This window comes from Streptomyces sp. NBC_00503 (assembly GCF_036346895.1).
Taxonomy (GTDB): Bacteria; Actinomycetota; Actinomycetes; order Streptomycetales; family Streptomycetaceae; genus Streptomyces.
Genome location: NZ_CP107855.1, coordinates 6,070,381 through 6,095,040, shown reverse-complemented (window position 1 = coordinate 6,095,040; position 24,660 = coordinate 6,070,381). Strand labels below are relative to the sequence as shown.

General features: G+C 70.7%; 24 protein-coding genes. 7 read left to right on the top strand and 17 right to left on the bottom strand.

Annotation, left to right across the window (positions count from 1 at the left end; all coding sequences use genetic code 11):
- Positions 1 to 113: 113 nt before the first annotated feature.
- The 3 genes from OG490_RS28050 to OG490_RS28040 are packed head-to-tail and all read left to right on the top strand — an operon-like array spanning position 114 to position 2,943.
- Complete coding sequence (locus OG490_RS28050; protein ID WP_330299041.1) at positions 114 to 1,172, top strand: transglutaminase domain-containing protein; 1,059 nt, start codon at positions 114 to 116, stop codon at positions 1,170 to 1,172.
- Positions 1,169 to 1,429 (top strand): acyl carrier protein, encoded by a 261-nt coding sequence (locus tag OG490_RS28045; protein ID WP_330299040.1) that lies wholly within the window; start codon positions 1,169 to 1,171, stop codon positions 1,427 to 1,429. Before OG490_RS28050 ends, OG490_RS28045 begins: the two co-directional genes overlap by 4 nt.
- A gap of 2 nt (positions 1,430 to 1,431) precedes the next feature.
- Positions 1,432 to 2,943: a class I adenylate-forming enzyme family protein gene (locus OG490_RS28040; RefSeq protein WP_330299039.1), complete on the top strand. Its 1,512-nt coding sequence runs from the start codon at positions 1,432 to 1,434 to the stop codon at positions 2,941 to 2,943.
- A gap of 41 nt (positions 2,944 to 2,984) precedes the next feature.
- On the opposite strand, the gene OG490_RS28035 is transcribed toward OG490_RS28040, so the two are convergent.
- The 4 genes from OG490_RS28035 to OG490_RS28020 all read right to left on the bottom strand — a co-directional run bounded on the left by OG490_RS28035 (position 2,985) and on the right by OG490_RS28020 (position 9,361).
- Complete coding sequence (locus OG490_RS28035; RefSeq protein WP_330299038.1) at positions 2,985 to 3,827, bottom strand: IS5 family transposase; 843 nt, start codon at positions 3,825 to 3,827, stop codon at positions 2,985 to 2,987.
- A gap of 121 nt (positions 3,828 to 3,948) precedes the next feature.
- The gene (locus tag OG490_RS28030; protein WP_330299037.1) at positions 3,949 to 5,349 is read right to left on the bottom strand and encodes a hypothetical protein; all 1,401 of its coding nucleotides are present in this window, start codon (positions 5,347 to 5,349) and stop codon (positions 3,949 to 3,951) included.
- A 480-nt stretch (positions 5,350 to 5,829) separates the two neighbouring features.
- A complete protein-coding gene (locus tag OG490_RS28025; protein ID WP_330299036.1) occupies positions 5,830 to 7,164 on the bottom strand; it encodes a class I SAM-dependent RNA methyltransferase in 1,335 nt (444 codons plus the stop codon).
- Positions 7,165 to 7,312: 148 nt separating this feature from the next.
- Positions 7,313 to 9,361 (bottom strand): APC family permease, encoded by a 2,049-nt coding sequence (locus OG490_RS28020; protein ID WP_330299035.1) that lies wholly within the window; start codon positions 9,359 to 9,361, stop codon positions 7,313 to 7,315.
- Between the two features lie 219 nt (positions 9,362 to 9,580).
- On the opposite strand from OG490_RS28020, the gene OG490_RS28015 reads away from it, so the two are divergent.
- Positions 9,581 to 10,249: a potassium channel family protein gene (locus tag OG490_RS28015; protein WP_330299034.1), complete on the top strand. Its 669-nt coding sequence runs from the start codon at positions 9,581 to 9,583 to the stop codon at positions 10,247 to 10,249.
- Positions 10,246 to 10,908 carry a potassium channel family protein gene (locus tag OG490_RS28010; protein WP_214953432.1) on the top strand — a complete coding sequence of 221 codons (663 nt, stop codon included), beginning with the start codon at positions 10,246 to 10,248 and terminating at the stop codon, positions 10,906 to 10,908. Before OG490_RS28015 ends, OG490_RS28010 begins: the two co-directional genes overlap by 4 nt.
- A 168-nt stretch (positions 10,909 to 11,076) precedes the next feature.
- Here the strand turns inward: OG490_RS28010 and OG490_RS28005 are convergent, their stop codons facing one another.
- From OG490_RS28005 to OG490_RS27975, 7 genes are all read right to left on the bottom strand, one after another.
- Positions 11,077 to 11,826, bottom strand: a complete 750-nt coding sequence (locus OG490_RS28005; RefSeq protein ID WP_330299033.1) for a DUF3159 domain-containing protein — start codon at positions 11,824 to 11,826, stop codon at positions 11,077 to 11,079.
- Positions 11,827 to 11,828: 2 nt separating this feature from the next.
- Positions 11,829 to 12,257: an OB-fold nucleic acid binding domain-containing protein gene (locus tag OG490_RS28000; protein ID WP_112451269.1), complete on the bottom strand. Its 429-nt coding sequence runs from the start codon at positions 12,255 to 12,257 to the stop codon at positions 11,829 to 11,831.
- A gap of 24 nt (positions 12,258 to 12,281) precedes the next feature.
- Positions 12,282 to 12,968: a response regulator gene (locus tag OG490_RS27995; protein WP_330299032.1), complete on the bottom strand. Its 687-nt coding sequence runs from the start codon at positions 12,966 to 12,968 to the stop codon at positions 12,282 to 12,284.
- On the bottom strand, positions 12,965 to 15,607 hold the full coding sequence (locus tag OG490_RS27990) for a sensor histidine kinase KdpD (protein ID WP_330299031.1): 2,643 nt from the start codon (positions 15,605 to 15,607) through the stop codon (positions 12,965 to 12,967). Before OG490_RS27990 ends, OG490_RS27995 begins: the two co-directional genes overlap by 4 nt.
- Positions 15,608 to 15,825: 218 nt before the next feature.
- Positions 15,826 to 16,608 carry a DUF3710 domain-containing protein gene (locus OG490_RS27985; RefSeq protein ID WP_330299030.1) on the bottom strand — a complete coding sequence of 261 codons (783 nt, stop codon included), beginning with the start codon at positions 16,606 to 16,608 and terminating at the stop codon, positions 15,826 to 15,828.
- Between the two features lies 1 nt (position 16,609).
- Entirely contained in the window at positions 16,610 to 17,152 is a 543-nt protein-coding gene (gene dut / locus OG490_RS27980; protein ID WP_330299029.1) for a dUTP diphosphatase, read from the bottom strand.
- Positions 17,152 to 17,736: a PaaI family thioesterase gene (locus OG490_RS27975; RefSeq protein WP_330299028.1), complete on the bottom strand. Its 585-nt coding sequence runs from the start codon at positions 17,734 to 17,736 to the stop codon at positions 17,152 to 17,154. Before OG490_RS27975 ends, dut begins: the two co-directional genes overlap by 1 nt.
- Positions 17,737 to 17,794: 58 nt before the next feature.
- Between OG490_RS27975 and OG490_RS27970 the strand changes: the two genes are divergently transcribed.
- Positions 17,795 to 18,292, top strand: a complete 498-nt coding sequence (locus OG490_RS27970) for a DUF3093 domain-containing protein (protein WP_330299027.1) — start codon at positions 17,795 to 17,797, stop codon at positions 18,290 to 18,292.
- 59 nt (positions 18,293 to 18,351) lie between these two features.
- Here OG490_RS27970 and OG490_RS27965 read toward each other — a convergent pair whose 3' ends face one another.
- The 4 genes from OG490_RS27965 to OG490_RS27950 all read right to left on the bottom strand — a co-directional run bounded on the left by OG490_RS27965 (position 18,352) and on the right by OG490_RS27950 (position 21,866).
- Positions 18,352 to 19,269, bottom strand: coding sequence for a hypothetical protein (locus OG490_RS27965; RefSeq protein WP_330299026.1), 918 nt, complete (start codon positions 19,267 to 19,269; stop codon positions 18,352 to 18,354).
- 12 nt (positions 19,270 to 19,281) lie between these two features.
- On the bottom strand, positions 19,282 to 19,578 hold the full coding sequence (locus OG490_RS27960) for a DUF4193 domain-containing protein (RefSeq protein WP_112451146.1): 297 nt from the start codon (positions 19,576 to 19,578) through the stop codon (positions 19,282 to 19,284).
- Positions 19,579 to 19,962: 384 nt separating this feature from the next.
- Complete coding sequence (locus OG490_RS27955) at positions 19,963 to 21,207, bottom strand: sensor histidine kinase (RefSeq protein ID WP_330299025.1); 1,245 nt, start codon at positions 21,205 to 21,207, stop codon at positions 19,963 to 19,965.
- A gap of 5 nt (positions 21,208 to 21,212) precedes the next feature.
- Complete coding sequence (locus tag OG490_RS27950; protein WP_030008767.1) at positions 21,213 to 21,866, bottom strand: response regulator transcription factor; 654 nt, start codon at positions 21,864 to 21,866, stop codon at positions 21,213 to 21,215.
- A 291-nt stretch (positions 21,867 to 22,157) separates the two neighbouring features.
- On the opposite strand from OG490_RS27950, the gene OG490_RS27945 reads away from it, so the two are divergent.
- Entirely contained in the window at positions 22,158 to 22,331 is a 174-nt protein-coding gene (locus OG490_RS27945; protein WP_330299024.1) for a hypothetical protein, read from the top strand.
- Between the two features lie 116 nt (positions 22,332 to 22,447).
- On the opposite strand, the gene OG490_RS27940 is transcribed toward OG490_RS27945, so the two are convergent.
- A complete protein-coding gene (locus OG490_RS27940) occupies positions 22,448 to 23,251 on the bottom strand; it encodes an inositol monophosphatase family protein (protein WP_443065885.1) in 804 nt (267 codons plus the stop codon).
- Between the two features lie 92 nt (positions 23,252 to 23,343).
- Positions 23,344 to 24,543 (bottom strand): ferrochelatase, encoded by a 1,200-nt coding sequence (locus OG490_RS27935; protein WP_330299023.1) that lies wholly within the window; start codon positions 24,541 to 24,543, stop codon positions 23,344 to 23,346.
- Positions 24,544 to 24,660: the final 117 nt, after the last annotated feature.

The following is a 24,660-nucleotide window of genomic DNA, read 5'->3' as shown; positions in this document are numbered from 1 at the left end:
ACGGCCCTGGGGACCGACTCGTCGCAGCCCCTCTTGTCCGGCCTGACCGGCTGGCACCCGTGCTCTCACCCGCCGGTGTGGCGGTCTTCCCCTCCACAGTCGATTGGATCTTGATGAATCGTTTCAGCACGGTGGCAGACGGCGCGCCCGCGCCGCAGGCCGCCCGGTCACGGGCGGGTGGCCCGGTCGCGTTCGAGTTGCTCCTGCCGGCCATGGACCGCTTCCTTCCCGCCCCGGCGTGGTCGGCCCGCTACGACACCGACGCGCACGCGGCGGCCGACTGGCTGTGCACGGACCCCGCCTTCCTGCTGCGACTCGGCCAGGAGCACGGGCTGCCGTACCTGGACGACCCGGTACGCGGCCCGCTGTTCGAGCGGGCCGACCTGGCGAACCTGGCGCTGATGTCGGGCAGCGAGCGCACCACCCTGGAACGCGCACTGCGTTTCCAGCTGGGTTTCAGCGCCGGGCCGGCATCGGGATGGCTGGAGCCACGGGAATGGCTGGTGACCGTGGGACTCGGCGAGGCCGAGGGGGGCCGGTACCGGCTGCGGGTGCCGGACTGGGACGCGCCCGGCGTCACCGCACTGGACGGCACCGGGCCGGACACCCTAGTACGGGGTACGGAGTTCACCGACCGCGGCTACCAGGTCGCGGTGCGGATCACCGGTGCGGCGGACCAGGTCCGCGACGAGCGGGCCCGCACCGTCCACGCGGAGATGATGGCCGACCTGCACGCGCGCCGGGTCGTCTACCAGCGGGTCACCGAGCCACTGCGCATCGAGCACCAGCGGGCGTGGGATGCGGGGATGACCGACTGCATCGTGGTCAGCCGCGTCTTCACCGACCGGCTGCGGGCTCTCGGCCTGCGTGCTCGGGCACGGCGGGGGTGGCTGCTGGGAGTGGTGGGCAGTGAGCACGCCTGGTGCGAGGTGTTCGACGAAGGCCGCTGGAAGTCGGTCGACATCGGGTTCTCGTTCATCCCCCGGCGCTTCCCCGGCGGGCAGGACCTGCCCGAGACGCGGGAGTTCGCCGCCGCCTGCTTCGGCAGCCGCCTCAACCGCCTGCTGCCGTGCACCGGCCCGGACGCGGACGCTCTCCTGCACGACACCCTCGACAGTCGGCCGATGGCGATGTTCGGCCCCATCAGCGCAACCCAATGGAAGGCACCATGAACCCCACCACCGAAGACCTCGCCCTGGCCCGTGACCTGCTGCGCGGCTGCCTGCGCCCGGCGTCGATGGCCGACCTGATCGGCGACAGCGACAACCTCGCGGACGCGGGCGTGGACTCCCTGGCCACGATCGAGCTGATCACCCGCTGCGAGGACGCCCTCGGCCGGGACCTGACCGACGACGAATCCACCACCCTGGACTCCATCACCGCGATAGCACGCCTGCTCTCCGCGAACCCCGGCGGGCAGGGGAACTGACGATGTGGCTCCAGCAGCTCCTCCACCGGCGGCAGCACGAAACCCCCGACGGCGTCGCGCTGCGCGACAGCCGACGCGACGTCACCTGGCAGCGCCTGCACCGCGACGCCCACGCCCTCGCCCACGCCGTCAGCGCACACGCCCAGGCCCAGGACCGGGTCGCAGTGCTCAGCGCGAACCGGGTCGAAGTCCTGGAAGCCGTCTTCGGGTGCGCGCTCGGCGGCACTGTCGCGGTACCCCTGAACCCCGCCCTGACCGACCGGGAACTGACCGGCATCCTGGAGACGATCCAACCCGGCTGCGCGGTCGCCGACACCGCCGGCCTTGAGCGGCTGGCCCGCCTGCGGCCCGGCCTGCCGATCCTTCACGCCGACCAGATCGCCGACCTCCCCGACGGCCCGGTGTCCGCCCGCGCGGGTGCGGTCACCGACCCGCTGATGATCCTGCACACCTCCGCCACCACCGGCTTCCCCAAGGGCGTCGTCACCGACCACCGGTACTACCAGCTCCAGGCCGCCTCTTGGCAGGACGCGGTGGGATCAGGGCCCGACTCCACCTACCTGCACACCAGCCCGCTGTGCCACGGCAGCATCACCATCGCCCTGGACTACCTCGCCGCCGGCGCGACCGTCTGCATCCTCGAACAGTTCACCCCGCCCAAGTTCCTTAAGGCCGTCCAGCGGTGGCAGGTCCGGGACACCTTTCTGGTGCCGACCATGATCCGTCTGGTCCTGGAATCGAGGCAGCTCGCCACCGCCGACCTGACCTCCCTCACGCTGGTGGCCCACGGCGGAGCGCCCTGCCCGCCCGAACTCGCCGACCGGGCCGCCACCGCCTTCCAGACGGACATGCGCACCATCTTCGGGATCACCGAGGGCGGCGGCCCCGTCCTGACCCTCGCCCCCACCGACACACCCGGCCCGCCGCCCCTGCCCGGAGCGACCTGCGCCGGCCGGCCCATGCCCGGGGTCAACTCCCGCATCATCCACAGCACCGACGGGACTGTGATCACCCAGCCCCACGAGGTCGGCACCCTCCACCTGAGCAGCCACGGACTGATGCGCGGCTACTGGAACAACCCCCAGGCCACCGCCCAGACCCTCACCGACGGCTGGCTCAACACCGGCGACCTCGCCTGCCACGACGACGCCGGCCACCTGTGGATCGTCAGCCGCCGCACCGACCTCATTCTGCGCGGCGGACAGAACGTCTACCCCGCAGAGATCGAACACGTCCTACGCGGCATCGACTGGGTCACCGAAGCCGTCGTCGTCCCCGCCCCCGACCCCACTGCCGGCCAGACCCCCATCGCGTTCGTCCAACCCGCCCGCCCCGACGACTTCGACGAACACCAGCTCATCACCCACTGCGTCACCCAACTCGCCGGGTACAAGCGCCCCACCCACTTCATCGCCCTGGACGAACTCCCCCGCAACACCATCGGAAAGCTCCTGCGCCGCCCCCTCCAGGAACAAGCCGAAGCCCTCACTGTCGCCCAGGGCACGGAATCCTGACCCCCACCTACGTAGACAGGGACCGGGCGGCGACCCTGTGCTCATGGGCGGCGGCTCGGGCGTTCGTCCCAGCGGTGGGTCGTCCAGGCCCGACGGATCAGGCTGCGCACGGTGCTGATGGTGTCGGCAAGGTCGAAGAAGGCATGGACGACTGTGGCTCGGCGCTCGTAGCAGTGGGCGAGGCGGTGGAAGGCGTTCTGCCAGGCGTGGGTCCGCTCCACATGCCACCTGCGGCTCGCCTGGATCGGCGCCTTCTCGCCCTTGTGAGCGATGCTGCCGTGCAGGCCGCGTTCGGCCAGCAGCGTTCGGGTCTTGTCGGAGTCATAGCCGGCGTCCAGGTGCACGGTGATGTCGTCGGGCAGTGGCCCCAAGTCGTCCAGGCGGTCCAGGGTCGGGGCGAGCAGCGGGGAGTCGTGACGGTTCGCTCCGGTCAGCACCCGGCCCAGCGGGATTCCGTAGCCATCCGTCATGCCCGAGCGTTTCAGGCCCTGCTTGCCGCGATCGACCGGCGAACGTCCCGCGACCTCGCCGCCACCAGGGGCCTTGGTGATGGAACCGTCAACGGCGATCTGGTCGAGGACGAGCCCGACGATCCGGTCGTAGGCATCCAGCGCGATCTGTTTGAACTTGGCGAAGATGCCCAGCCTGGTCCATTCGTCTCGACGGTTGCGGATCGTGGTGGCCGAGCAGGTCGTGTCGGCGATGGCTTGGTAGGAGCAGCCGAACCGCAAGAGCTGCAGCATCTTGTCGAAGATGATCCGGTCGCTGATGCGCGGCCGGTGGCAGCCCAGCGGATGGGTCGCCGCGTAGGTCGGCCGCTCGGGCAGCAGCGCGGCGAACTGGCTCCAGAGAGGTTCGGTCAGCCATGACGGCAGTACTGGCATAGGTATCCCCCGGTGATCACAGAGCGTCGCAACTCCATGATCGACAAGGTCTGTGCCGGTACTGCTACTGGGGTACCGTCGCCACGCCTATCTGCGCGACCTCTAAGCGGCGCCTATTTGATCACCTGCCCCAGGAGCGGTCCTGCTCTTCCGAGCCACGCGGACTCCAGCCCCTCAGGTACGGCTTCATCTCCTCCGCCTCGGGATCGCGGGGCGCCGGCATCCCGGGCAGCTCCCGCAGCGGATCCAGGGACCCTACGTAGGCTCTTGCCCACTCCAGCCACTGCTGGGTGGAGACAAATTCCGGGTCTGCCGACTCGTCTGACACGGCGAGGCGGTCCTCCAGAGCATCGCAATACTGGCTCAGCTTCCTCGCTCGATGCCAGTCCTGCGCCTGCTCACGCAGGACAGTGGCGAGTTGGGCCTGGATCGCCTGCTTCCGCGCCGAGTCCATCGCCGCCTGCCACCGGATCTGCCGGTCCTCCTCGGCCTGCTTCTCGTCGATCCGGCGTTGGGCGTCCTCCCGTGAGCGGACCTCCACCTCGCGCAGAACCGCACCAAGGACGTCCTCCAGTCTCCACCGCTTCCGGTCTGCCCACTTGCCCCGGCGCCCCGATCGGCTGTACGGAAGCTCGACCATCAGACTCTGCGCCCGCTCCGGGTCCTCGGACAACGGGAATTCCTGCTTGATGGTCACCGTGTACGTGAAGTCGCCGACGACCAGGTCCAGCTCGCCCTCGCGCCGGGAGGGACGCGAGGGGATGTGCGCGCCGTCGTACCCATAGGCCCGGCTGCGGTAGTTCTCGTCCATCGGGTGCTCGCGCACCGCGTAGCCACGTTTCACCGCTTCCGCGCACAGCCCCTGGAACAGGCGCAGAGCCCTACTCCGGAGAGGCGCGGACACGGCGAGCCGGCACTGGTCTTCCTTGAGAGCACCTACCACTGGATGAAGGGAGCGCAATTGGGCGGGCACAGAGATGGGCGGAACACTCTCAGGCCTCTGGCTCTTCGCGTTGTGATGCGGCCCGTCTTCGAGGGAGATCTGAAGGTCTCGGTTCCACAGGCGAAGCCTCTCGATGCGCTTCCCCGGCGGCGTGAGGTCGTGCCGCTTCGCGTAGTCGACGGCCCGCAGGTATTCGGCTTCCGTCGCCTCGTCGGGCTCTGGAATGACCACCCGCCGTTCAGCCACGAGCCGTTCGATCAGCTCGGCCGCCTTGGCCCGCCGGGCCCGGGCGGCCACTGCCCGTTCCGAGTACGGCACGGGCCTCCTTTTGGCGCCTGACTGGGGCGCGCCGGCATACCGCGGATCCTCCGGATGGTGACCGTGCTCCAGATAGAACTCACCTGCCTCGGTGACTTTGGCCCGCACCGCCCCACTACGGCGACCGATCGTCAGCAGCCCTCGGTCGCGCAGCGCATACGCGGAGAGCCGTTCAGCCGATGCCAAGCCCAACTCCACGCCGGCATCCAGCCGCCTCAAGAGCTCTCGCTGTCGGTCGTTCAACGGGGACCAGCGGCGCATGCGCCCACCTCACGCTCTCAGCCGGCAGAGACTTCGGCTCTACCGGCCATCGACGGGCATCGCGCCGAGAACCGGCGAAATGACCCCGCCTCGACCGGCATCGGCTACACGTTCTGCCCACGGAAGTGGGGACGGCGGCCAGGACGGCAAAAGTCGGGCTGAGGAGTCTGGCCCCTACCGCCGACACGAGTAGCGGCTAGCCAGAATTGCTACAGAACGTAACCGGCAGGAGCTCTCGCGCATCGCACCGGCAAGGCCGGCATTCGCCACCACGGCACACAGAAAGCCGCCTCCCCGGCCGGGCACACAGCCCGGCCCAGAAGACGGCTTCCACTGCTGACGTGACGTCAGTAAATGCTGACGCCCCATCAGGGAATGGCTTCCATGAGCGTCAAATGAGCGTCACGAGCGTCAAACCAGCGTCAAGATATCGCCCGTAACGCCCACAACGCACATAATGCACATCGACAAACCCGCAGGTCAGGAGCTCTTAGCGACCGGTTCAAGGATCGCCACGCACTCCACGTGGTGGGTCATCGGGAAGAGGTCGAAGGCGCGCAGGGTGCGGGGCTTGTAGCCCGCCTCCTTGAAGTAGCCGAGGTCGCGGGCCAGGGCTGCCGGGTCGCAGGCGACGTAGGCGATGCGGCGGGGGGTGAGGGCGGCCACCTGGCGGACCGTCTGCTTGCCGGCGCCCGCGCGGGGCGGGTCCAGGACGACCAGGTCGCACTCGGTGATGCCGGTCTTGGGGAGGATCTGCTCGACCTTGCCCTGCTCGATGCGGACGCGGGGGAAGTCGGTCAGGTTGTGCCGGGCGTCCTCGACCGCGCGCTTCGTGGACTCGATGCCCAGGACGGCGCCGGTGTCGCCGAGGCGTTCGGCGAGGGCGCCGGCGAAGATGCCGACGCCGCAGTAGAGGTCGAGGGCCATCTCGCCCTTGCGCGGCATCAGGCCCTGCATGACGGCCTTGATCAGGGTGTCGGCGGCCTGGGGGTGGACCTGCCAGAAGCCGCCCATGCCGACGCGGTACGTACGGCCGTCCGCGCGCTCGCGGACGAAGGGGCGGCCGTGGACGCGGTGGACTCCGCCGTCCTTCTCCTCCACTCGGAGGACGGAGACCGGCTTGTCGAGCTCGACCAGGGGCAGGCGGCCGCCGGGGCGGGGGGTGAGGACGACCTGGCGGTCGCCCGAGCCGGAGGCGGCGATGGCCTCGACGGTGGCCATCTGGGGCCAGTCCTGCTGCTCGATGCCGAGCTCGCTGACGCCCGGGGCCGCGATCATGCAGTGGTCGATCAGTTCGATGTCGTGGGAGCGGTGCTTGCGCAGGCCCGCGTTGCCGTCCTCGTCGATCGCGAACTGGACGCGGGTGCGCCACTGCGGGACCTGGCCGGCGGGCACCTTGTCGCCCTCGGCGGGCATGACGGTGCCGTCCCAGCCGGCCTGCTCCGGGGTGAGCCCGGCGAGGCGCAGCAGCTGCTCGGCGATGACCTCGCCCTTGAGCCGGCGCTGGGCGCCCGGCTTGGCGTGCTGCCAGTCGCAGCCGCCGCACTTGCCGGGGCCGGCGTACGGGCACGGGGCCGGGGTGCGGTCCTTGGAGGGGTCCAGGACGGTGATGGCGTCGGCGCGCAGGAAGCGGGAGTCGGCGTCGCCCTCCGTCACGCGCGCGATGACCTTCTCGCCGGGCAGGGTGTGCCGGACGAACAGGACGCGGCCCTCGGCGGTGCGGGCGATGCAGTGGCCTCCGTGCGCGACGGGGCCGACCTCGACCTCGTACTCCTCCCCGACCAATGACTGCTTCTCGTTCTGCTCGGTCGTCATGGTGGGGAGGCTCCAAGGATGGATCAAGGATGGATGAGGATGGATGTGGATCAGACTAAAGGGAACGGCCGGACGACCGACCCACCAGTTTACGTGGATCTCGTCCGGCCGTTCACCACCCGTTGCGGGAGGTGCCGAGTGCCGCGCGCTACTTCGCCGCCGGATCCTTGGGGCGCGGGCTGTCGACCGGGCCGCGGCGCACCGCACCCGGGGCGTTCCACTCCGCCCGCTTCTTCGCCCGCTTCTTGGCGAGCTCCGAGGACTCCAGCTGGTAGGGCACCGAGGTGACCATGACGCCGGGGGTGAAGAGCAGCCGGCCCTTGAGCCGCAGGGCGCTCTGGTTGTGCAGGAGGTGCTCGTACCAGCGCCCGACGACGTACTCGGGGATGTACACGCTGACGGCGTCGCGCGGGTTCTCGCTGCGCAGGCCCTTCACGTACTCCACGACCGGGCGGGTGATCTCCCGGTACGGGGAGTCGAGGATCTTCAGCGGGACGTTGATCCCGCGCCGCTCCCACTCCTCGCGCAGGGCCTTGGTCTCCGCCGGGTCGACGCTGATGCTGAGCGCCTCCAGGGCGTCCGAGCGGGTCAGCTTGGCGAAGGCCAGGGCGCGCAGGGTGGGCTTGTGGACCTTGGAGACCAGGACGATGGAGTGGACCCGCGAGGGGCGGATGCTGTCGTCGGAGGGCCCCTCGGCGGCAGCGATCTCGGCGGAGACCCGGTCGTAGTGCTTCCGGATCGCGGTCATCGTCGCGTAGAAGATCACCATGCCGAGCAGAGCGACCCAGGCGCCGTGGGTGAACTTGGTCGCCAGGACCACGACCAGCACCAGGCCGGTGAAGAACGCGCCGAAGGCGTTGATCGCGCGGGAGCGGAACATCTTGCGGCGGGCCGCCGGGTCCGTCTCGCTGCGCAGGTGGCGGTTCCAGTGCCGGACCATGCCCGTCTGGCTCAGGGTGAAGGAGACGAAGACGCCGACGATGTAGAGCTGGATCAGCTTGGTCGAGTCGGCGCCGTAGATCCAGACCAGCAGGATCGCGGCGCCGGCCAGCAGCACGATGCCGTTGGAGAAGGCGAGCCGGTCGCCGCGGGTGTGCAGCTGCCGGGGCAGGTACCGGTCCTGGGCGAGGATCGAGCCGAGCAGCGGGAAGCCGTTGTACGCGGTGTTCGCGGCCAGGAACAGCACGAGCGCGGTGGCGGCGGCGAGCACGATGAACATGAAGCTGCCGTTGCCGAAGACGGCCTCGGCGACCTGGGAGATCACCGGGTTCTGGACGTAGCCCGAGCCGACCTCGGCGCCGTTGTGGAGCAGGTCGGTGGCGGGCTTCTCGGCCATCCGCACGTTGGTGGCCATGGCCAGCGCGATGATGCCGCAGAACATCGTCACGGCCAGGCCGCCCATCAGGGCCAGGGTGGTGGCGGCGTTCTTGCTCTTGGGCTTGCGGAAGGCGGGTACGCCGTTGCTGATCGCCTCGACGCCGGTCAGGGCGGCGCAGCCGGAGGAGAAGGCCCGCAGCAGCAGGAAGACCAGGGCGAACCCGGCCAGTCCCTGGTGCTCGGCCTTGATCTCGAAATCGGCGGTGGGGGCCTTCATGGTCTCGCCGAGGGCCAGGCCGCGCCAGGCTCCCCACGCGATCATGACGAATACGCCGACGACGAAGACATAGGTCGGAATGGCGAAGAGCCGCCCGGATTCCTTCATGCCGCGCAGATTCAACAGCGTGAGGATCAAGATCATCCCGATCGCGCACAGCACTTTGTGCTCGACGACGAAGGGGATGGCGGAACCGAGGTTTTCGACACCGGAGGCGATCGATACGGCGACGGTCAGGACGTAGTCGACGAGCAGGGCGCTCGCGACGGTGAGACCGGCCTTGGGGCCGAGGTTGGTGTTGGCGACCTCGTAGTCACCGCCGCCGCTCGGGTAGGCGTGGACGTTCTGGCGGTAGGAGGCCACCACCGTGAACATCAGCACGACCACCGCGACGGCGATCCAGGGGCTGAAGTGGTACGCCGACACGCCCGCGACCGACAGGACCAGCAGGACCTCGCCAGGGGCGTACGCCACTGAGGAGAGCGGGTCTGAGGCGAAGACGGGAAGGGCGATCCGCTTGGGGAGGAGCGTTTCTCCGAGGCGGTCGCTGCGTAGCGCCCTGCCGATCAGGATCCGTTTGGGCACGTCGGTCAGTTTGGACACGCAGAGGATCGTAAGCGTTCGAAATCAGACTGACGAACCCCCCACCCCTATCCGCCACGAAGTCCCCCCACATCCAGGGCAAAGAGACGCAGCGTCCAGCGCAAACGGTCACACTGGTGACCGCCCGTGTGTAGCTTGGGCCATGGTCTGAGACCCTGTTAAGCCAGAGCAGCAAAGAGGCTGGAAACCAGCGAGCCGCTGACAGCCGGAAGGACGGCCGTGCACATCGTCATTATGGGCTGCGGAAGAGTGGGCTCCGCCCTCGCGCAGACCCTGGAACAGCAGGGGCATACGGTCGCGGTCATCGACCAGGACCCCACCGCATTCCGCCGGCTGGGGGCTTCCTTCGGCGGCCGCCGCGTCACCGGAGTCGGCTTCGACCAGGACACCCTGCGCGAGGCCGGCATCGAGGAGGCGGGCGCCTTCGCCGCGGTCAGCAGCGGTGACAATTCCAACATCATCGCCGCGCGCGTGGCCCGGGAGATGTTCGGCGTCGAGAACGTCGCCGCCCGCATCTACGACCCCAAGCGCGCCGAGGTCTACCAGCGGCTGGGCATCCCCACCGTCGCCACCGTGCGGTGGACCGCGGACCAGATGCTCCGGCGGCTGCTGCCGTCCGGCGCGGAGCCGCTGTGGCGCGACCCGAGCGGCGGTGTCCAGCTCGCCGAGGTGCACACCTCCACCGCCTGGATCGGCCACAAGGTCAGCCAGCTGCAGGAGGAGACCGGCGTCCGCGTGGCCTTCCTCACCCGACTGGGCGAGGCCATGCTGCCGACGTCGGCGACGGTCCTGCAGGAGGGCGACCTCGTCCACGTGATGATGCGCACGGACGAGATCGACAAGGTGGAGGCTTCCTTCGCCGAGGGACCTGAGGAGACGCACGCATGAGGGTCGCGATCGCCGGAGCGGGCGCGGTGGGCCGCTCCATCGCGGGTGAGCTGCTGGAGAACGGCCACGAGGTGCTCCTCGTCGACAAGGCCCCGACCGCCATCTCGGTGGAGCGGGTGCCGCAGGCCGAGTGGCTGCTGGCCGACGCCTGCGAGATCACCTCGCTGGACGAGGCCGCGCTGCAGCGCTGCAACGTGGTCATCGCCGCCACGGGTGACGACAAGGTCAACCTGGTCGTCTCGCTGCTGGCCAAGACCGAGTACGGGGTTCCCCGGGTCGTGGCCCGCGTGAACAACCCGAAGAACGAGTGGCTCTTCAACGAGTCCTGGGGCGTCGACGTCGCCGTCTCCACGCCGCGCCTGATGTCGGCGCTGGTCGAGGAGGCCGTCAGCGTCGGCGACCTGGTCCGGCTGCTGCGCTTCAGCCACGGCGACGCCAACCTGGTCGAGCTGACCCTGCCCGCCGACTCCCAGGTCGCCGGCAAGCAGATCAGCGAGATCACCTGGCCCGAGGACACCTCGCTGGTCACGATCATCCGCGGCAACCGCGTCCTGACCCCGCACGGCGAGGAGACCCTCGAGCCGGGCGACGAGCTCCTCTTCGTGGCCGCCCAGGCCCGCGAGGAGCAGCTGGAGGACCTCCTCCAGGCAGCGGACTGACCTGCGGTCCCGCTGAACGGCCGAAGGGGCGGCTGACCATCACGGTCAGCCGCCCCTTCGCGTGTCCCCAGGGCCTACGGGGCTGCGCGCAGGAGCCGGGCCGCGGCCGAGCGTCCTGGGGCTCCGCCCCAGACCCCGCGCCTCAAACGCCGGCGGGGCTGGATTGGGTCAGGCCTGACCCTTGGCGGCGGCCTTCGCGGCCTTGGCTGCCTTCTCCGCCTCTTCCTCCGCCTCCCACTCCGCGATCACGTCGATCGGCGGCGGCGCCTTCGCCAGGAAGGCCCACGTGAAGTACACGGCCAGCACCATCGGCGGCAGCTTCAGCGCGATCAGCACCCAGCCCAGCTGCGTCGCGTCGCCCCACCAGTACAGCGGGAAGAGGATGGCGTACTTCGCGAGGAAGATGAGCCCCCAGGCCAGGCTGGCCTTGGTGTACGCCTTCTTGCGCCCGGGGTTGCGGGTGCGCCAGGAGAGGTTCTCCTTGAAGACCGGCCCCAGGATCACCCCCAGCAGCGGGAAGCCCACCAGCGCGGAGAGCGTGAAGGCCACGCCCAGTCCGGCGCCGTAGATCATGCCGGGCAGGTAGAAGCCCTTCGCGCTGCCCGTGAACAGGGCGAAGGCCACGCCGACGCCCACGCCGAAGACCCCGCTGAAGGCGTGCTTCACCGTGTCCTTGCGCAGCAGCCGCACGATCACCAGCAGGACCGCGACGGCGCCCGCCGCGATGGCGGAGCTCTTCACGTCCTTGTTGATCGTGTAGATCATGACGAAGAGCAGCCCGGGGAGCATCGTCTCCACGGTGCCCCGGATTCCTCCGAAGGCATCGAAGAGCGCCGCCTGGGTCACGGCCTTCTGGTCGGCGGACGGGTCCGCGGACGGATCCACCTCGGGGGTGGCCGGTTTGTCGAATGACGTCACCGTCAGTGCTCCTGTCCGAGCGGTCGGAGTTCGTACTTCGGGTTGAAGAGCACCCGACGGCCGTGGCTCATCGAGATCCGCCCGGAGGCGATCATGCGACGGCCGGGTTCGATTCCCACGATCGAGCGACGCCCGAGCCATACGACGTCCAGCGCGGCCGAGCCGTCGAAGAGCTCGGCCTCCAGCGCGGGGACGCCCGCGCGCGGCCTCAGGGTGACGGTCCGCAGGGTCCCGGTCACCTTGACTATCTGGCGGTCGTGGCAGTCGCAGATCCGCGTGCACCCCGCGGCTTCTGCGTCCTCCTGCAGCTCCGCCGAATGCAGCTCCTCCTGCGAGGTGGACAGCCGCTCTATCATCCGGCGGAACCGGCCCGCCGGCCTGGCGGGTTTCGCCGGCTTGGCGGGCTTCTCGGGACGCGGTTCAGCACTCATACAGGAAGCGTACCGGCGCGGCCACTACCTCTCGAAGCGGTATCCCATGCCCGGTTCGGTGATGAAGTGGATCGGGTGCGAGGGGTCCGCCTCCAGCTTGCGCCGCAGCTGCGCCATGTAGACCCGCAGGTAGTTGGTCTCGGTCCCGTACGAGGGCCCCCAGACCTCCTGGAGCAGCTGCTTCTGGCTGACCAGCTTGCCGCCGTTGCGGACCAGGACCTCCAGCAGGTGCCACTCGGTGGGCGTCAGCCGCACGTCCCGCCCTTCGCGCACCGCCTTCTTCGCCGCGAGGTCCACCGTGAAGTGCTCCGTCTCCACGATCACCTCGTCCTCGCCGGACCCGGCGGAGGGTTCCGCCCTGCGGACCGCGGCGCGCAGCCTGGCCAGCAGCTCGTCCATGCCGAAGGGCTTGGTGACGTAGTCGTCGGCGCCCGCGTCCAGGGCCTCGACCTTCTCGTCGGAGGTGTGCCGGGCGGAGAGGACCAGGATCGGGACGCGGGTCCAGCCGCGCAGCCCCTTGATCACCTCGACCCCGTCCATGTCGGGCAGGCCCAGGTCGAGGACGACCACGTCGGGGTGGCGGGCGGCCGCCAGTTCCAGGGCGCTCGCCCCGTCGGCGGCCGCGTCGACCTCGTACTTGCGCGCCTTCAAGTTGATCACGAGGGCTCGGACGATCTGGGGTTCGTCGTCCACCACGAGCACCCGGGTCATTGGGGTCCTGCCTTCTGTCGTATCGAATCAAGATCAAAATCTACGGGGCCGGGCGGGCGGTCCGCCTCCGGTCCCCCGGGCCCTTGCGGCGCGCTGCGCCCCTCGCCGTCCACGCTCACGTGGATCTGCGGCCGCCCGCCGGCCGCCGCCTTCAGGGTGAGCACCATGGTCAGCCCGCCGCCGGGGGTGTCCTCGGCGGCCAGGGTGCCGTCCATGGCCTCGGCGAAGCCGCGGGCGACCGCCAGGCCCAGCCCGACCCCGGCTCCGCGCGGGGCGTCCCCGTACCGCTGGAAGGGGGCGAAGATCCGGTCCTTGGCCTCCTCGGGCACGCCCGGCCCGCGGTCGACGACCCGTACCTCGACCCGGTCGCCCAGGAAACTGGCCGCCACCAGCACCTGCTCACCCGCCGGGCTGTACTTGACCGCGTTCTCGACGACGTTGGCCACGGTCCGCTCCAGCAGCCCGGGGTCCACCGCCACCATCGGCAGGGTCTCCGGGATGTCCAGCAGGACGCTGTCCTCGGGTACGCCGCCCAGCGCCATCGGGACCACCTCGTCGAGGTCGATCTCGCGGATCAGCGGGGTGACGGTGCCGGTCTGGAGCCTCGACATGTCCAGGAGGTTCCCGACGAGGTGGTCGAGGCGGTCGGCGCCCTCCTCGATGCCCTGGAGGAGCTCCGCCCGGTCCTCCTCGGACCATTCCACGTCGTCGGAGCGCAGGGAGCTGACGGAGGCCTTGATGGAGGCCAGCGGGGTACGCAGGTCATGGCTGACGGCGGCGAGCAGCGCGGTCCGGATCCGGTTGCCCTCGGCCATCCGGCGGGCCTCCTCGGCCTCCCCGACCAGGCGCTGGCGGTCGAGTACGACGGCGGCCTGGGCGGCGAAGGCGCCGAGCACCCGGCGGTCCTCGGCGGGCAGCACCCGGCCGGACAGGGCCAGCGCCATGTGGTCGCCGATCGGCATGTCGACATCGGCGTCCTCGGGCCGGGTGACCGGGCTCGGGCCGACGCTGCCGGCCGGCTTCCAGGGTTCGACGTCGCTCTCGCGCTCCAGCAGGGCCACCGACTCCATGGCGAAGGTCTCGCGCACCCGCTCCAGCAGTGCGTCCAGGGTGGTCTCGCCGCGCAGCACGCTGCCCGCCAGGAAGGAGAGGATCTCGGACTCGGCGCGCAGCCGGGCGGCCTGGTGGGTGCGGCGGGCCGCCGCGTCGACGACGGAGGCCACGGAGCCGGCCACGCCGAAGAAGACCGCGATGGCGACGATGTTCTTGGGGTCCGAGATGGTGAAGCGGTGGATGGGCGGGGCGAAGTAGTAGTTCAGCAGCAGGGAGCCCAGGGCGGCCGAGGCCAGCGCCGGGTAGAGCCCGCCGAGCAGTGCGGAGGCCACGGTCAGGGCCAGGAAGAGCAGCATCTCGTTGGCGAGACCGGGGTCGCTGTCGATGTGCGTGAGCAGGGCCGCGAGCAGCAGCGGCAGCACCACCCCGGCCACCCAGCCGGCCACGATCCTGGGCCGTCCGAGCCGGGCCGCCGAGCGGACCACGGGCAGGCCGCGGCCCTTGGCGACCTCCTCGTGGGTGACGATGTGCACGTCGAGGTCGGGCCCTGAGTCGCGGGCCACGGTGGCGCCGACGCCGGCGCCGAAGATGTACTGCCAGGGGCGGCGCCGGCTGGAGCCGAGCACGATCTGGGTGGCGTTGACCCCGCGGGCGAATTCGAGGAGGGCGTCGGGGACGTTGTCGCCGATCACATGGTGAAACGTTCCTCCGAGGTCCTCGACCAGCGTCCGCTGGACCGCGAGCTCCTTGGGCGAGGCCGCGGTCAGCCCGTCGCTGCGCGCGATGTAGACGGCCAGGATCTCGCTGCCGGAGCCCTTGGCCGCCACCCGGGAGGCGCGCCGGATCAGGGTCCGGCCCTCGGGTCCGCCGGTCAGGCCGACCACGATCCGCTCGCGCGCCTGCCAGGTGGAGCGGATGTTGTGCTCGCCCCGGTACTGCTGGAGGTACTCGTCGGCCCGGTCGGCGACCCAGAGCAGCGCGAGTTCGCGCAGGGCGGTCAGATTGCCGGGCCGGAAGTAGTTGGACAGGGCCGCGTCGACCTTGTCGGACTTGTAGATGTTGCCGTGGGCCATGCGGCGGCGCAGGGCCTGCGGAGACATGTCGACCAGCTCGATCTGGTCGGCCCGGCGCACCACCTCGTCCGGGACGGTCTCGCGCTGGCGCACCCCCGTGATCGACTCGACCACGTCGCCCAGGGACTCCAGGTGCTGGATGTTCACGGTCGTGACCACGTCGATCCCGGCCCGCAGCAGCTCCTCCACGTCCTGCCACCGCTTGGCATTGCGCGAACCGGGCACATTGGTGTGCGCCAGCTCGTCCACCAGGGCCAGGGCCGGCCTGCGCGCGAGGACCGCGTCCACGTCCATCTCGGTGAAGGCGGCGCCCCGGTAGGACAGCTCCTTGCGCTCGACCTGTTCCAGGCCGTGCAGCATCACTTCCGTGCGCGGCCGCCCGTGGTGCTCGACGAAGCCGACGACGCAGTCGGAGCCGCGCTCCACCCGGCGGTGGCCCTCGGAGAGCATGGCGTACGTCTTGCCCACACCGGGTGCCGAGCCGAGATAGATCCTTAGCTTGCCGCGTCCCATGCGCTCATTCTCCGGGACGTTCGCCCCGATCACGCGCCGATCAGGGCGTACCGCCGGATCCCTGACGGATCCCTGACACCGTTGTCGGCGGGACGCGCCGGAGCCCGGCAGCGCGCCCCGGACACGGACCCGACCCCGGACGCGACCGTGGGCCGTACCCCCGAAGGAGTACGGCCCACGGCCGGAAACAGTCGCCCGCACACGGCGGGCCGAGGAGATCAGCGAACCTCGGTGATCTCCGGGCCGCGCTCCAGCTGGCCCATGCCACCGCCGAAGCGGGAGCCTTCCTGCTCCTCGGTCTGCACACCGTCCGGCACCATCTGCGCGTCGTTCGGCAGCTTCAGGACGATCGGGTCGCGCGGGGCCATCGGGCCCTCACCGCGCACCACGACGGTGTCCAGGAAGATCCGCTCCAGCACACCCGCCGACTCGGGACGCACCGCGCCCTGGCCGGAGATGACACCGCGCAGGAACCAGCGCGGGCCGTCCACACCGACGAAGCGGACCAGCTGGGCGCCGGTCTGCCCGTCCGGCAGCGGTACGGGCACCTGCGCGCGCAGCTCCCAGCCCAGCGGACCCTCGACCTCGTCGATGATGCCGCCCTGCTTGGTGATGCCCTCGGCGATCTCCTCGCGGACCTCGCCCCAGATGCCTTCCTTGCGCGGCGCGGCGAAGGCCTGCAGCTGTACGGCACTGTCGCCGAGCACCACGGTCGCGGCGACGATCGCGTCACCGGCGACCTCGACGCGCAGCTCCATGCCCTCGACACCCGGTACGAGGATGCCGCCGAGGTCGACGCGTCCGTCCTCGGGGTTGCCGGGCACTTCCGATACGTCCCACGGTCCGTCGGGGCGCGGAGCCGGCGGCAGGTTCAGCCGGCGCGGCGCTGCCGCGTCGGTCTCCTGCTCACCGTCCTGCTCATCGGCGCCGACGCCGTCGACGACCTGCTCGGCCGCGCCGCCGTCCTTGACGGAGTCGTTCTTCTTGCGACGTCCGAACACGTCACTGTCCTTCCCGGTCGGATACGACCGAAGCGTAGCCATTCCCACCCTGCTGACCAGCACCGGATCCGGCCACGGCCGCATGACCTCCGGTGGAGCCGAAACCCCCCTCGGCCCGCACCGAGTCCGGAAGATCCGCCACCTCGTGGAAGCGCACCTTCTCGACCCGCTGGACAACCAGCTGGGCAATGCGGTCGAAACGCTCGAACCTGACGCTCTCGCGCGGGTCGAGATTGACCACGATCACCTTGATCTCCCCACGGTACCCGGCATCCACCGTCCCCGGGGCATTCACGAGCGCGAGCCCGCAGCGGGCGGCCAGGCCCGAGCGCGGGTGCACGAACGCCGCGTAGCCGTCGGGCAGCGCGATGGAGACCCCGGTCGGCAGTACGGCCCGCTCGCCCGGCTCCAGTTCGGCGGCCTCGGTGGTGACCAGATCGCAGCCGGCGTCGCCGGGGTGCCCGTAGGCGGGGATCGGGACCTGCGGGTCCACGCGCCGGATCAGCACGTCGACGCTTTCACGGGGAGTGTTGTTCTCAGACATCAGGGGTTCACCTCGAAGGCGCGTGCGCGCCTGACCTGGTCCGGGTCGGCCATCGCCGCCCGGATCTCCTCGGGCCGTCCGTTGTCGGTGAAGTGGTCGACCTTCACCTCGATGAAGAGGGCCTCGGCGCGCAGCGCGACGGGTCCCTGCGGACCGCCTATTCGGCCGACGGCGCGGGAGTAGATCTTCCGGCCGGCGACGGCGGTGACCTCGGCCTCGAGGTACAGCACGGTGCCCACCGGTACGGGCCGGACGAAGTCCGTCTCCAGCCGGCCGGTGACGGCGATGACGCGCAGCAGCCAGTTCAGGGAGCCCAGGGTCTCGTCGAGCGCGGTGGCGAGGACGCCGCCGTGGGCGAGTCCGGGCGCGCCCTGGTGGGCGGGCTTGACGGTGAACTCGGCGCTGACGCGCACGCCCTCGCCGGCGCGGGCCGCCAGATGGAGCCCGTGGGGCTGTCCGTCGCCGCAGCCGAAGCAGTGCTCGTAGTGGGCACCGAGGAGCTCGCCGGGCGGCGGGGCATCGGGGTGCCGCACCGGCTCTGCGGCATCGGCCGGGGGCGTCAACGCTGTGTTTCGTCCACTCACAGCCGCAGACCTTACCCGCGCGGCTGTCCACCGGTCGCCTCGTGGGAGGCTTGGCCCCATGCAGCTCTCCCCCGCGCACCACGACGAACGCCTGACCGCCCCCCGCTCCTGGTGGGCCATCGCCGTACTCACCGGTATCGCGTGCGGTCTGATGCTGCTGCCGCTGGGCACCATGCCGCTGCTGGCCGGACTGGTCGGGGGCACCGCGCTGACGGGGCTGCTGGTGAGCTCGTACGGATCCCAGCGGGTGCGCGTGGTGGGCGGCGCGCTGGCGGTCGGGGAGGCCCGGATCCCGGTGACGGCCCTGGGCGACCCGGAGGTCCTGGAGCCCGAGGAGGCCCGCGCCTGGCGGACGTACAAGGCCGACATGCGGGCCTTCATGCTGATGCGCAGCTACGTGCGCACGGCGGTCCGCGTCGAGGTCACCGATCCCGCGGACCCGACCCCGTACGTCTACGTCTCCACCCGCGAGCCCCAGGCCCTGGTGGCGGCCATCCGTGCGGCGCAGGAGAAGGCCGCCAAGGACAAGGCGGCGCAGGACACGGCGAAGGCCTGATCCCCACGGCCTGACCCCGGCCGCTGCGCCGGGCTCCGGTGGGGCCCCGGCGGCGGCGCTCAGCCGCGCGGGTCGAAGGGGCGGCCCTCGATGGCGGCCCTGGCTGCCTCGGGAAGGGCCTCGGTGGGCCGCTCAAGGCGCGGGAGTTGCGGCAAGGCGTCCCACGGCACGGCGCGGGCCCGCAGGTCCGCACGGACCTTCTCGGCGAGTTTGCGGGTGTCCCGGCGGTTCATGACCGCTCCGACGGCGGCGCCGACCATGAACGGCATCAGGTTCGGCAGGTTGCGGAACATCCGCTTGGTGATCTGCTGGCGCAGTTCGCGCTTCATCTGACCGCCCAGCGCCGCGTTCAGCGTGGTCGGCTTGGTCAGGTCGATGCCGCGCTCCTCGGTCCACGACACGAGGTAGGCGAAGCTGCGCTCCTTGAGGTTGCCGGGCGGGCGCAGGCCGTAGACCTCGTGGAGTTCGGCGATGAGCTTGAGCTCGATCGCGGCGACTCCGGTGACCTCGGCGGCCAGCTCGGCCGGCATGGCGGGCGGCACCGGCAGCATGGCTGCCGCACCGATCCCGGCACCGACGGTGGACGTCGCGTTGGCGGCGCCCGCGATCAGCTTGTCGGCGAGCTGTTCGGGCCCGAGGCCCGGGAACTGCGCGCGCAGGGTCGCGAGGTCCCGAACCGGAACGCGCGGTGCGTTCTCGATGACTCGGTCGGTGAGGTAAAGGGCGGCGGCCCTGGCACTTTCGCCGCCCTTGCGCACACCGTTCTTGACGGCTTGCAGCCGACGGACCCCGATGCGGGACCGGGACCCCTCGTCGGCCTCGGAGGCCGACGGCACCGCCTCGGCGGTGTCGGGGAGCACGGCGGGTACGCCGGGGGCTCCAGGGCCCGTTTCCAGGCCCTTGGTTGCCTCCTGCGTCTCCGCCGGATCACCAGACTTTCGGAAGCGCCGCTTCCGAAATGGTGTCGAGCCAGTCACGGCCGAAGCCTCTCAGTCGCATTCGCGACAGATCGGCTGACCGTTCTTCTCGCGTGCCAGCTGGCTGCGGTGGTGCACCAGGAAGCAGCTCGTGCAGGTGAACTCGTCGGCCTGCTTGGGCAGGACCCGGACGGCGAGTTCCTCGTTGGAGAGGTCCGCGCCGGGCAGGTCGAGGCCTTCCGCATTGTCGATTTCGTCCAGGTCGACGTTCGAGGACGACTTCTCGTTGCGACGAGCCTTCAGCTCTTCGATGCTGTCGTTGTCTACGTCGTCGTCGGTCTTGCGCGGGGTGTCGTAGTCCGTTGCCATAGTTCGCTCTCCCCCTCTGGGATTTAGCGGGTGTCTCAGCGCACGTAACGCGCGAGAGGCCGGACTTGTGCCCGACCCGAGGCGGAGATTTTGCCTCACATCAAGGTCTGTTACTCAATCGACACCCAGCCGCACATCAGAAGGAGCGATTGGCTGGGATGACGACCGGGACCGTACACGGTCCGGGGGCCGTCTTGCACAAACGCCACCCCATGTATTTCCCGCCGTTAGGGGGGCCGGAAACCCGGACTTCCCGGGCTTTTAGGCCCCCCCAAGGTCACTGAATGCTTATGGTCCGACACTCGACACTGTGATCGATCGCACAGAAGTCACTGTCTTCACATCCCAAGCATTCAGCCAACAGCGAACACGGGGTGGCCGGGGTCACAAGGGTAGAGTGACGCGCATCACGAGGCCACCGCCCTCGCGCGGGATCGCCTGGATCCTGCCGCCGTGTGCGCGCGCCACGGAGCGCGCGATGGAGAGGCCGAGCCCGACACCCTTGTCGCTGCCCGTGCGCTCGGTACGCAGCCGTCTGAAGGGCTCGAAGAGGTTGTCCACCTCGTACGCGGGAACCACGGGACCCGTGTTCGATACCAACAGGACCGCCTGACCGTGCACGGCCTCGGTGGTGACCTCCACCCAGCCGCCTTCCGGGATGTTGTACCGGACGGCGTTCTGCACCAGGTTGAGCGCGATCCGCTCCAGCAGCACACCGTTGCCCTGTACGACGGCCAGCGCGCGCTCGCCGCGGATCTCCACGCCCTTGGCGTGGGCCTCCCCGCGCGCCTGGTCGATGGCGCGCGAGGCCACCTCCGCCAGGTCCACGGGCTTGCGCTCGATGATCTGGTTGTCGCTGCGGGCCAGCAGCAGCAGGCCCTCGACCAGCTGCTCGCTGCGCTCGTTGGTGGCGAGCAGGGTCTTGCCCAGCTGCTGGAGCTCCACCGGGGCCCCCGGGTCGGAGAGGTGCACCTCCAGCAGCGTCCGGTTGATGGCCAGCGGGGTCCGCAGCTCGTGCGAGGCGTTGGCCACGAACCTCTGCTGGGCCGTGAAGGCCCGCTCGAGGCGGTCGAGCATCTCGTCGAAGGTGTCGGCGAGCTCCTTGAGCTCGTCGTCCGGCCCGTCCAGCTCGATCCGCCGGGTCAGGTCGGAGCCGACCACCCGGCGGGCGGTCCGGGTGATCTTGCCCAGCGGCGAGAGCACCCGTCCGGCCATCGCGTAGCCGAAGGCGAAGGCGATGATGCTCAGGCCCATGAGGGCCATCAGCGACCGGCTCAGCAGATCGTCCAAGGCGTGCTTGCGCTGGTCCAGGACGCACTGGGCGATCGCGCCGTTGAACTGGTCGTGCGTCTGGCCCGAGGCGCCCACGCCCGGGCAGTTGCTGGTGACCTGGATGTCGGAGCCGCCCACGATCTTGAACGGGAGCGCGTTGCCCTCGCGCAGCGCCTGGGCCGCCAGGAGGTAGATGATCGACAGCAGCAGGATGCCGGCGATCAGGAACATCCCGCCGTACAGCAGCGTCAGACGTATCCGGATCGTCGGCCGCAGCCAAGGGAAAGGACCCTCGGGCTGGCCGGGGTCCCAGTTCGGTTTCGGTGGCGCCGCCGGTGGCGCCGGGGTCGCTGCCACCCGCGTCAGATCCGGTAGCCGGAACCGGGGACGGTCACGATGACCGGGGGCTCCCCGAGCTTGCGCCGCAGGGTCATCACCGTCACGCGCACCACGTTGGTGAACGGGTCGGTGTTCTCGTCCCACGCCTTCTCCAGGAGCTGCTCGGCGGACACGACGGTGCCCTCGCTGCGCATGAGGACCTCCAGCACCGCGAACTCCTTCGGCGCCAGCTGTACCTCCTTGCCCTCGCGGAAGACCTCGCGCCGGTTCGGGTCCAGCTTGATCCCGGCGCGCTCCAGTACGGGAGGCAGGGCGACCGTGGTGCGGCGCCCGAGGGCTCGTACCCGCGCGGTCAGCTCCGTGAACGCGAAGGGCTTGGGCAGGTAGTCGTCCGCCCCGAGCTCCAGGCCCTCGACCCGGTCGCTCACGTCGCCGGACGCCGTCAGCATGAGCACCCGGGTGGGCATGCCGAGCTCGACGATCTTCCGGCAGACGTCGTCACCGTGCACGAGCGGGAGGTCCCGGTCGAGCACGACCACGTCGTAGTCGTTCACTCCGACGCGCTCCAGGGCGGCGGCGCCGTCGTACACGACGTCCACGGCCATGGCCTCCCGACGCAGTCCGGTGGCAACCGCATCGGCGAGCAGCTGCTCGTCCTCGACGACGAGTACGCGCACGTCGTTTCCTTCCTCAGTGCCCTTCAGGGCAGGCGTGTGGTGCGTCGTCCATCCTGCCCGTTTCGGCCGTAAACCGGCTGTAAGACGCCCGTGGGGCTCACCCGGAGTGCGCCCGCGCCCCGCCCGGCACCCGCCCGGGACCCCCGCACAAGGGACGGAACCGAGGATTCCCTCGCCTCACGAGGTTTCTGGGGCCAGGGCGGTGGGGAGGACGATTTCACACCCCGAAAACTCCCTGATGGCGGACTGCCACGTGCCGCCGCCGACCCATGAAGAGGGGGCGCACCCACCATGGACGCATTCACCGCAGGTCTCCTGCAGCGCATCAGGAGCACGCAGACCGACCTCAGGCAGGCCCGCGAGGCGGGCGACGACTTCCTCGCGGAAGTGGAACAGGCGGAGCTGGAAGACCTTCAGCGCCTCGCCGCCGAGCACGGCGTTCCGGTCTCCGTCCCCGCCTGCTGACAGCGCCGGCCGGGACACCCGGCCGGCCGGCAACAGCACGTCCCGAACCCCGGCAGCCGCCACCCGGCAGCCGGGGTTCCCTCTTGCCGTCCGGCCGGTCGTGCCCGCCGCCCGGCCTAGTCGTGCCAGGCCCCGGCCTCGTCCAGCAGCGGCTGCAGCGAGGCGAACACCGCCGGCGTGGCCGCCAGCGCGAGCTCGCCCGAGGCCGGCTCTCCGGGCCGTCCGCCGGTCAGCGCGCCGGCCTCCCGTGCGATCAGCTCGCCCGCCGCCAGGTCCCAGGGGTTGAGCCCGCGCTCCCAGTACCCGTCCAGCCGCCCGGCGGCCACGTCGCACAGGTCCACCGCCGCCGACCCGCCGCGCCGGATGTCGCGGACCACGGGAATGATCCGCTGCGCGACGTCGGCCTGGTGCGCCCTGCGGGTCTGGACGTACGCGAACCCGGTGCCGATCAGCGCCTGGTCCAGCGGGGCGGCCGCGCGGCAGGCCAGCCGGAGCTCGCCGAGCCAGGCGCCGCGCCCCAGCACCGCGTGGTACGTCTCCCCGCGCATCGGCGCGGCCACGACCCCGGCCACGGTCTGCCCGAGGTACTCGGCCGCGATGGACACGCCCCAGGTCGGCAGCCCGTAGAGGTAGTTCACGGTGCCGTCCAGCGGGTCGATGACCCACCGCACCCCGCTGGTCCCCGCCGTGTCGGAGCCCTCCTCGCCCAGCAGCCCGTCCTCGGGCCGCCGCTCGGCGAGGATCCCGGTGATCAGCTTCTCCGCGGCGATGTCCATCTCGGTCACCACGTCGATGGGGCTGGACTTGGTCGCCGCGACCCCCAGATCGGCCGGCCGGCCGTCCCGCAGCAACTCGCCCGCCCGCCGGGCGGCCTCCAGGCCCACGGCCAGCAGCTCGGTCTTCAGCTCTTCGGAGATCACAGCCGGATCCACTCCCTGTTGCGTGCGTGTGGTGCTTGTCGGTTCCCGTGGTGCGTCGGTCTCCGTGGTGCGTCCTGCCCGCCCGTGCGCCGCTACGCGTACGGGCTGTCCACCCCCGCGGCCGCCGGCCGCGGGGCCCGGGCCGGGCAGCAGCCCACGGCGCACAGGTCCTGGCCCGCTCCGAGCAGCCCGAGCGCGCAACGCTCCACGACCTCGCCGCGTTCCGTCGCGGCCCGCTCCAGCACGAGGTCCCGTACCGCCGCCGCGAACCGCGGGTCGGAGCCGACGGTCGCCGAGCGGGCGATGGGCAGCCCGAGCTCGGCGGCCTTGGCCGTGGCCTCCGTGTCGAGGTCGTACAGGACCTCCATGTGGTCCGAGACGAAGCCGATCGGCACCATGACGACCGCCGGGGTGCCCGCCTCGTGCAGGGCCTCCAGGTGGTCGCAGATGTCCGGCTCCAGCCACGGGATGTGCGGGGCGCCGCTGCGCGACTGGTAGACGAGCTCCCAGGGCAGTTCGGTGCCGGTCTCGGCCCGGACCGCGTCGGCGACGACCTTCGCGACGTCCAGGTGCTGCGCGACGTAGGCCCCGCCCTCGCCGTCGGCCGTGTGCGCCTCCACCGGGCCGGAGGTGTCCGCGGCCGCGTTCGGGATGGAGTGCGTGGTGAAGGCCAGCCGGGCGCCGGAGCGGACCTCGGCGGGCAGCGACTCCAGCGCCGCGAGCACCCCGTCGATCATGGGCTGCACGAAGCCGGGGTGGTTGAAGTAGTGCCGCAGCTTGTCGACCTTGGGCAGGTCGGCCTCGGCCACGCCCTCTCCGACGAGCAGGGCGAGCGCGTCCGCGAGGTTCTCGCGGTACTGCCGGCAGCCCGAGTACGAGGCGTACGCGCTGGTCGCCAGGACCGCGATGCGGCGGCGGCCGTCGGCGGCCATCTCGCGCATCACGTCGTCGAGGTACGGGGCCCAGTTGCGGTTGCCCCAGTAGACCGGCAGGTCCAGTCCGTGCTCGGCGAAGTCCTTGCGCAGCGCGTCCAGCAGCTCGCGGTTCTGCCCGTTGATGGGGCTGACCCCGCCGAAGCCGAAGTAGTGCTGTCCGACCTCCTTGAGCCGCTCGCGCGGGATGCCGCGCCCGCGCGTGACGTTCTCCAGGAACGGCACGACGTCGTCGGGTCCCTCGGGGCCGCCGAAGGAGAGCAGCAGCAGGGCGTCGTAGGGCGCGGCGGGGCCTTCGGCCGTGCCTGCGCCGGCGGCGGAGGCGGGAGCGGAGGCGGAGGCGCGGAGCTGGTCAGACATGTCTCGAATCCTGCCACCCGTCCCAGCCGGGCGGGAAACAGGCCCGGCGCCCAAGCCCGCCCCCGCACAGGTAAGGTCACCCTTACTTCCTGTACCGCCTGTCCCTTTTTCCCCATG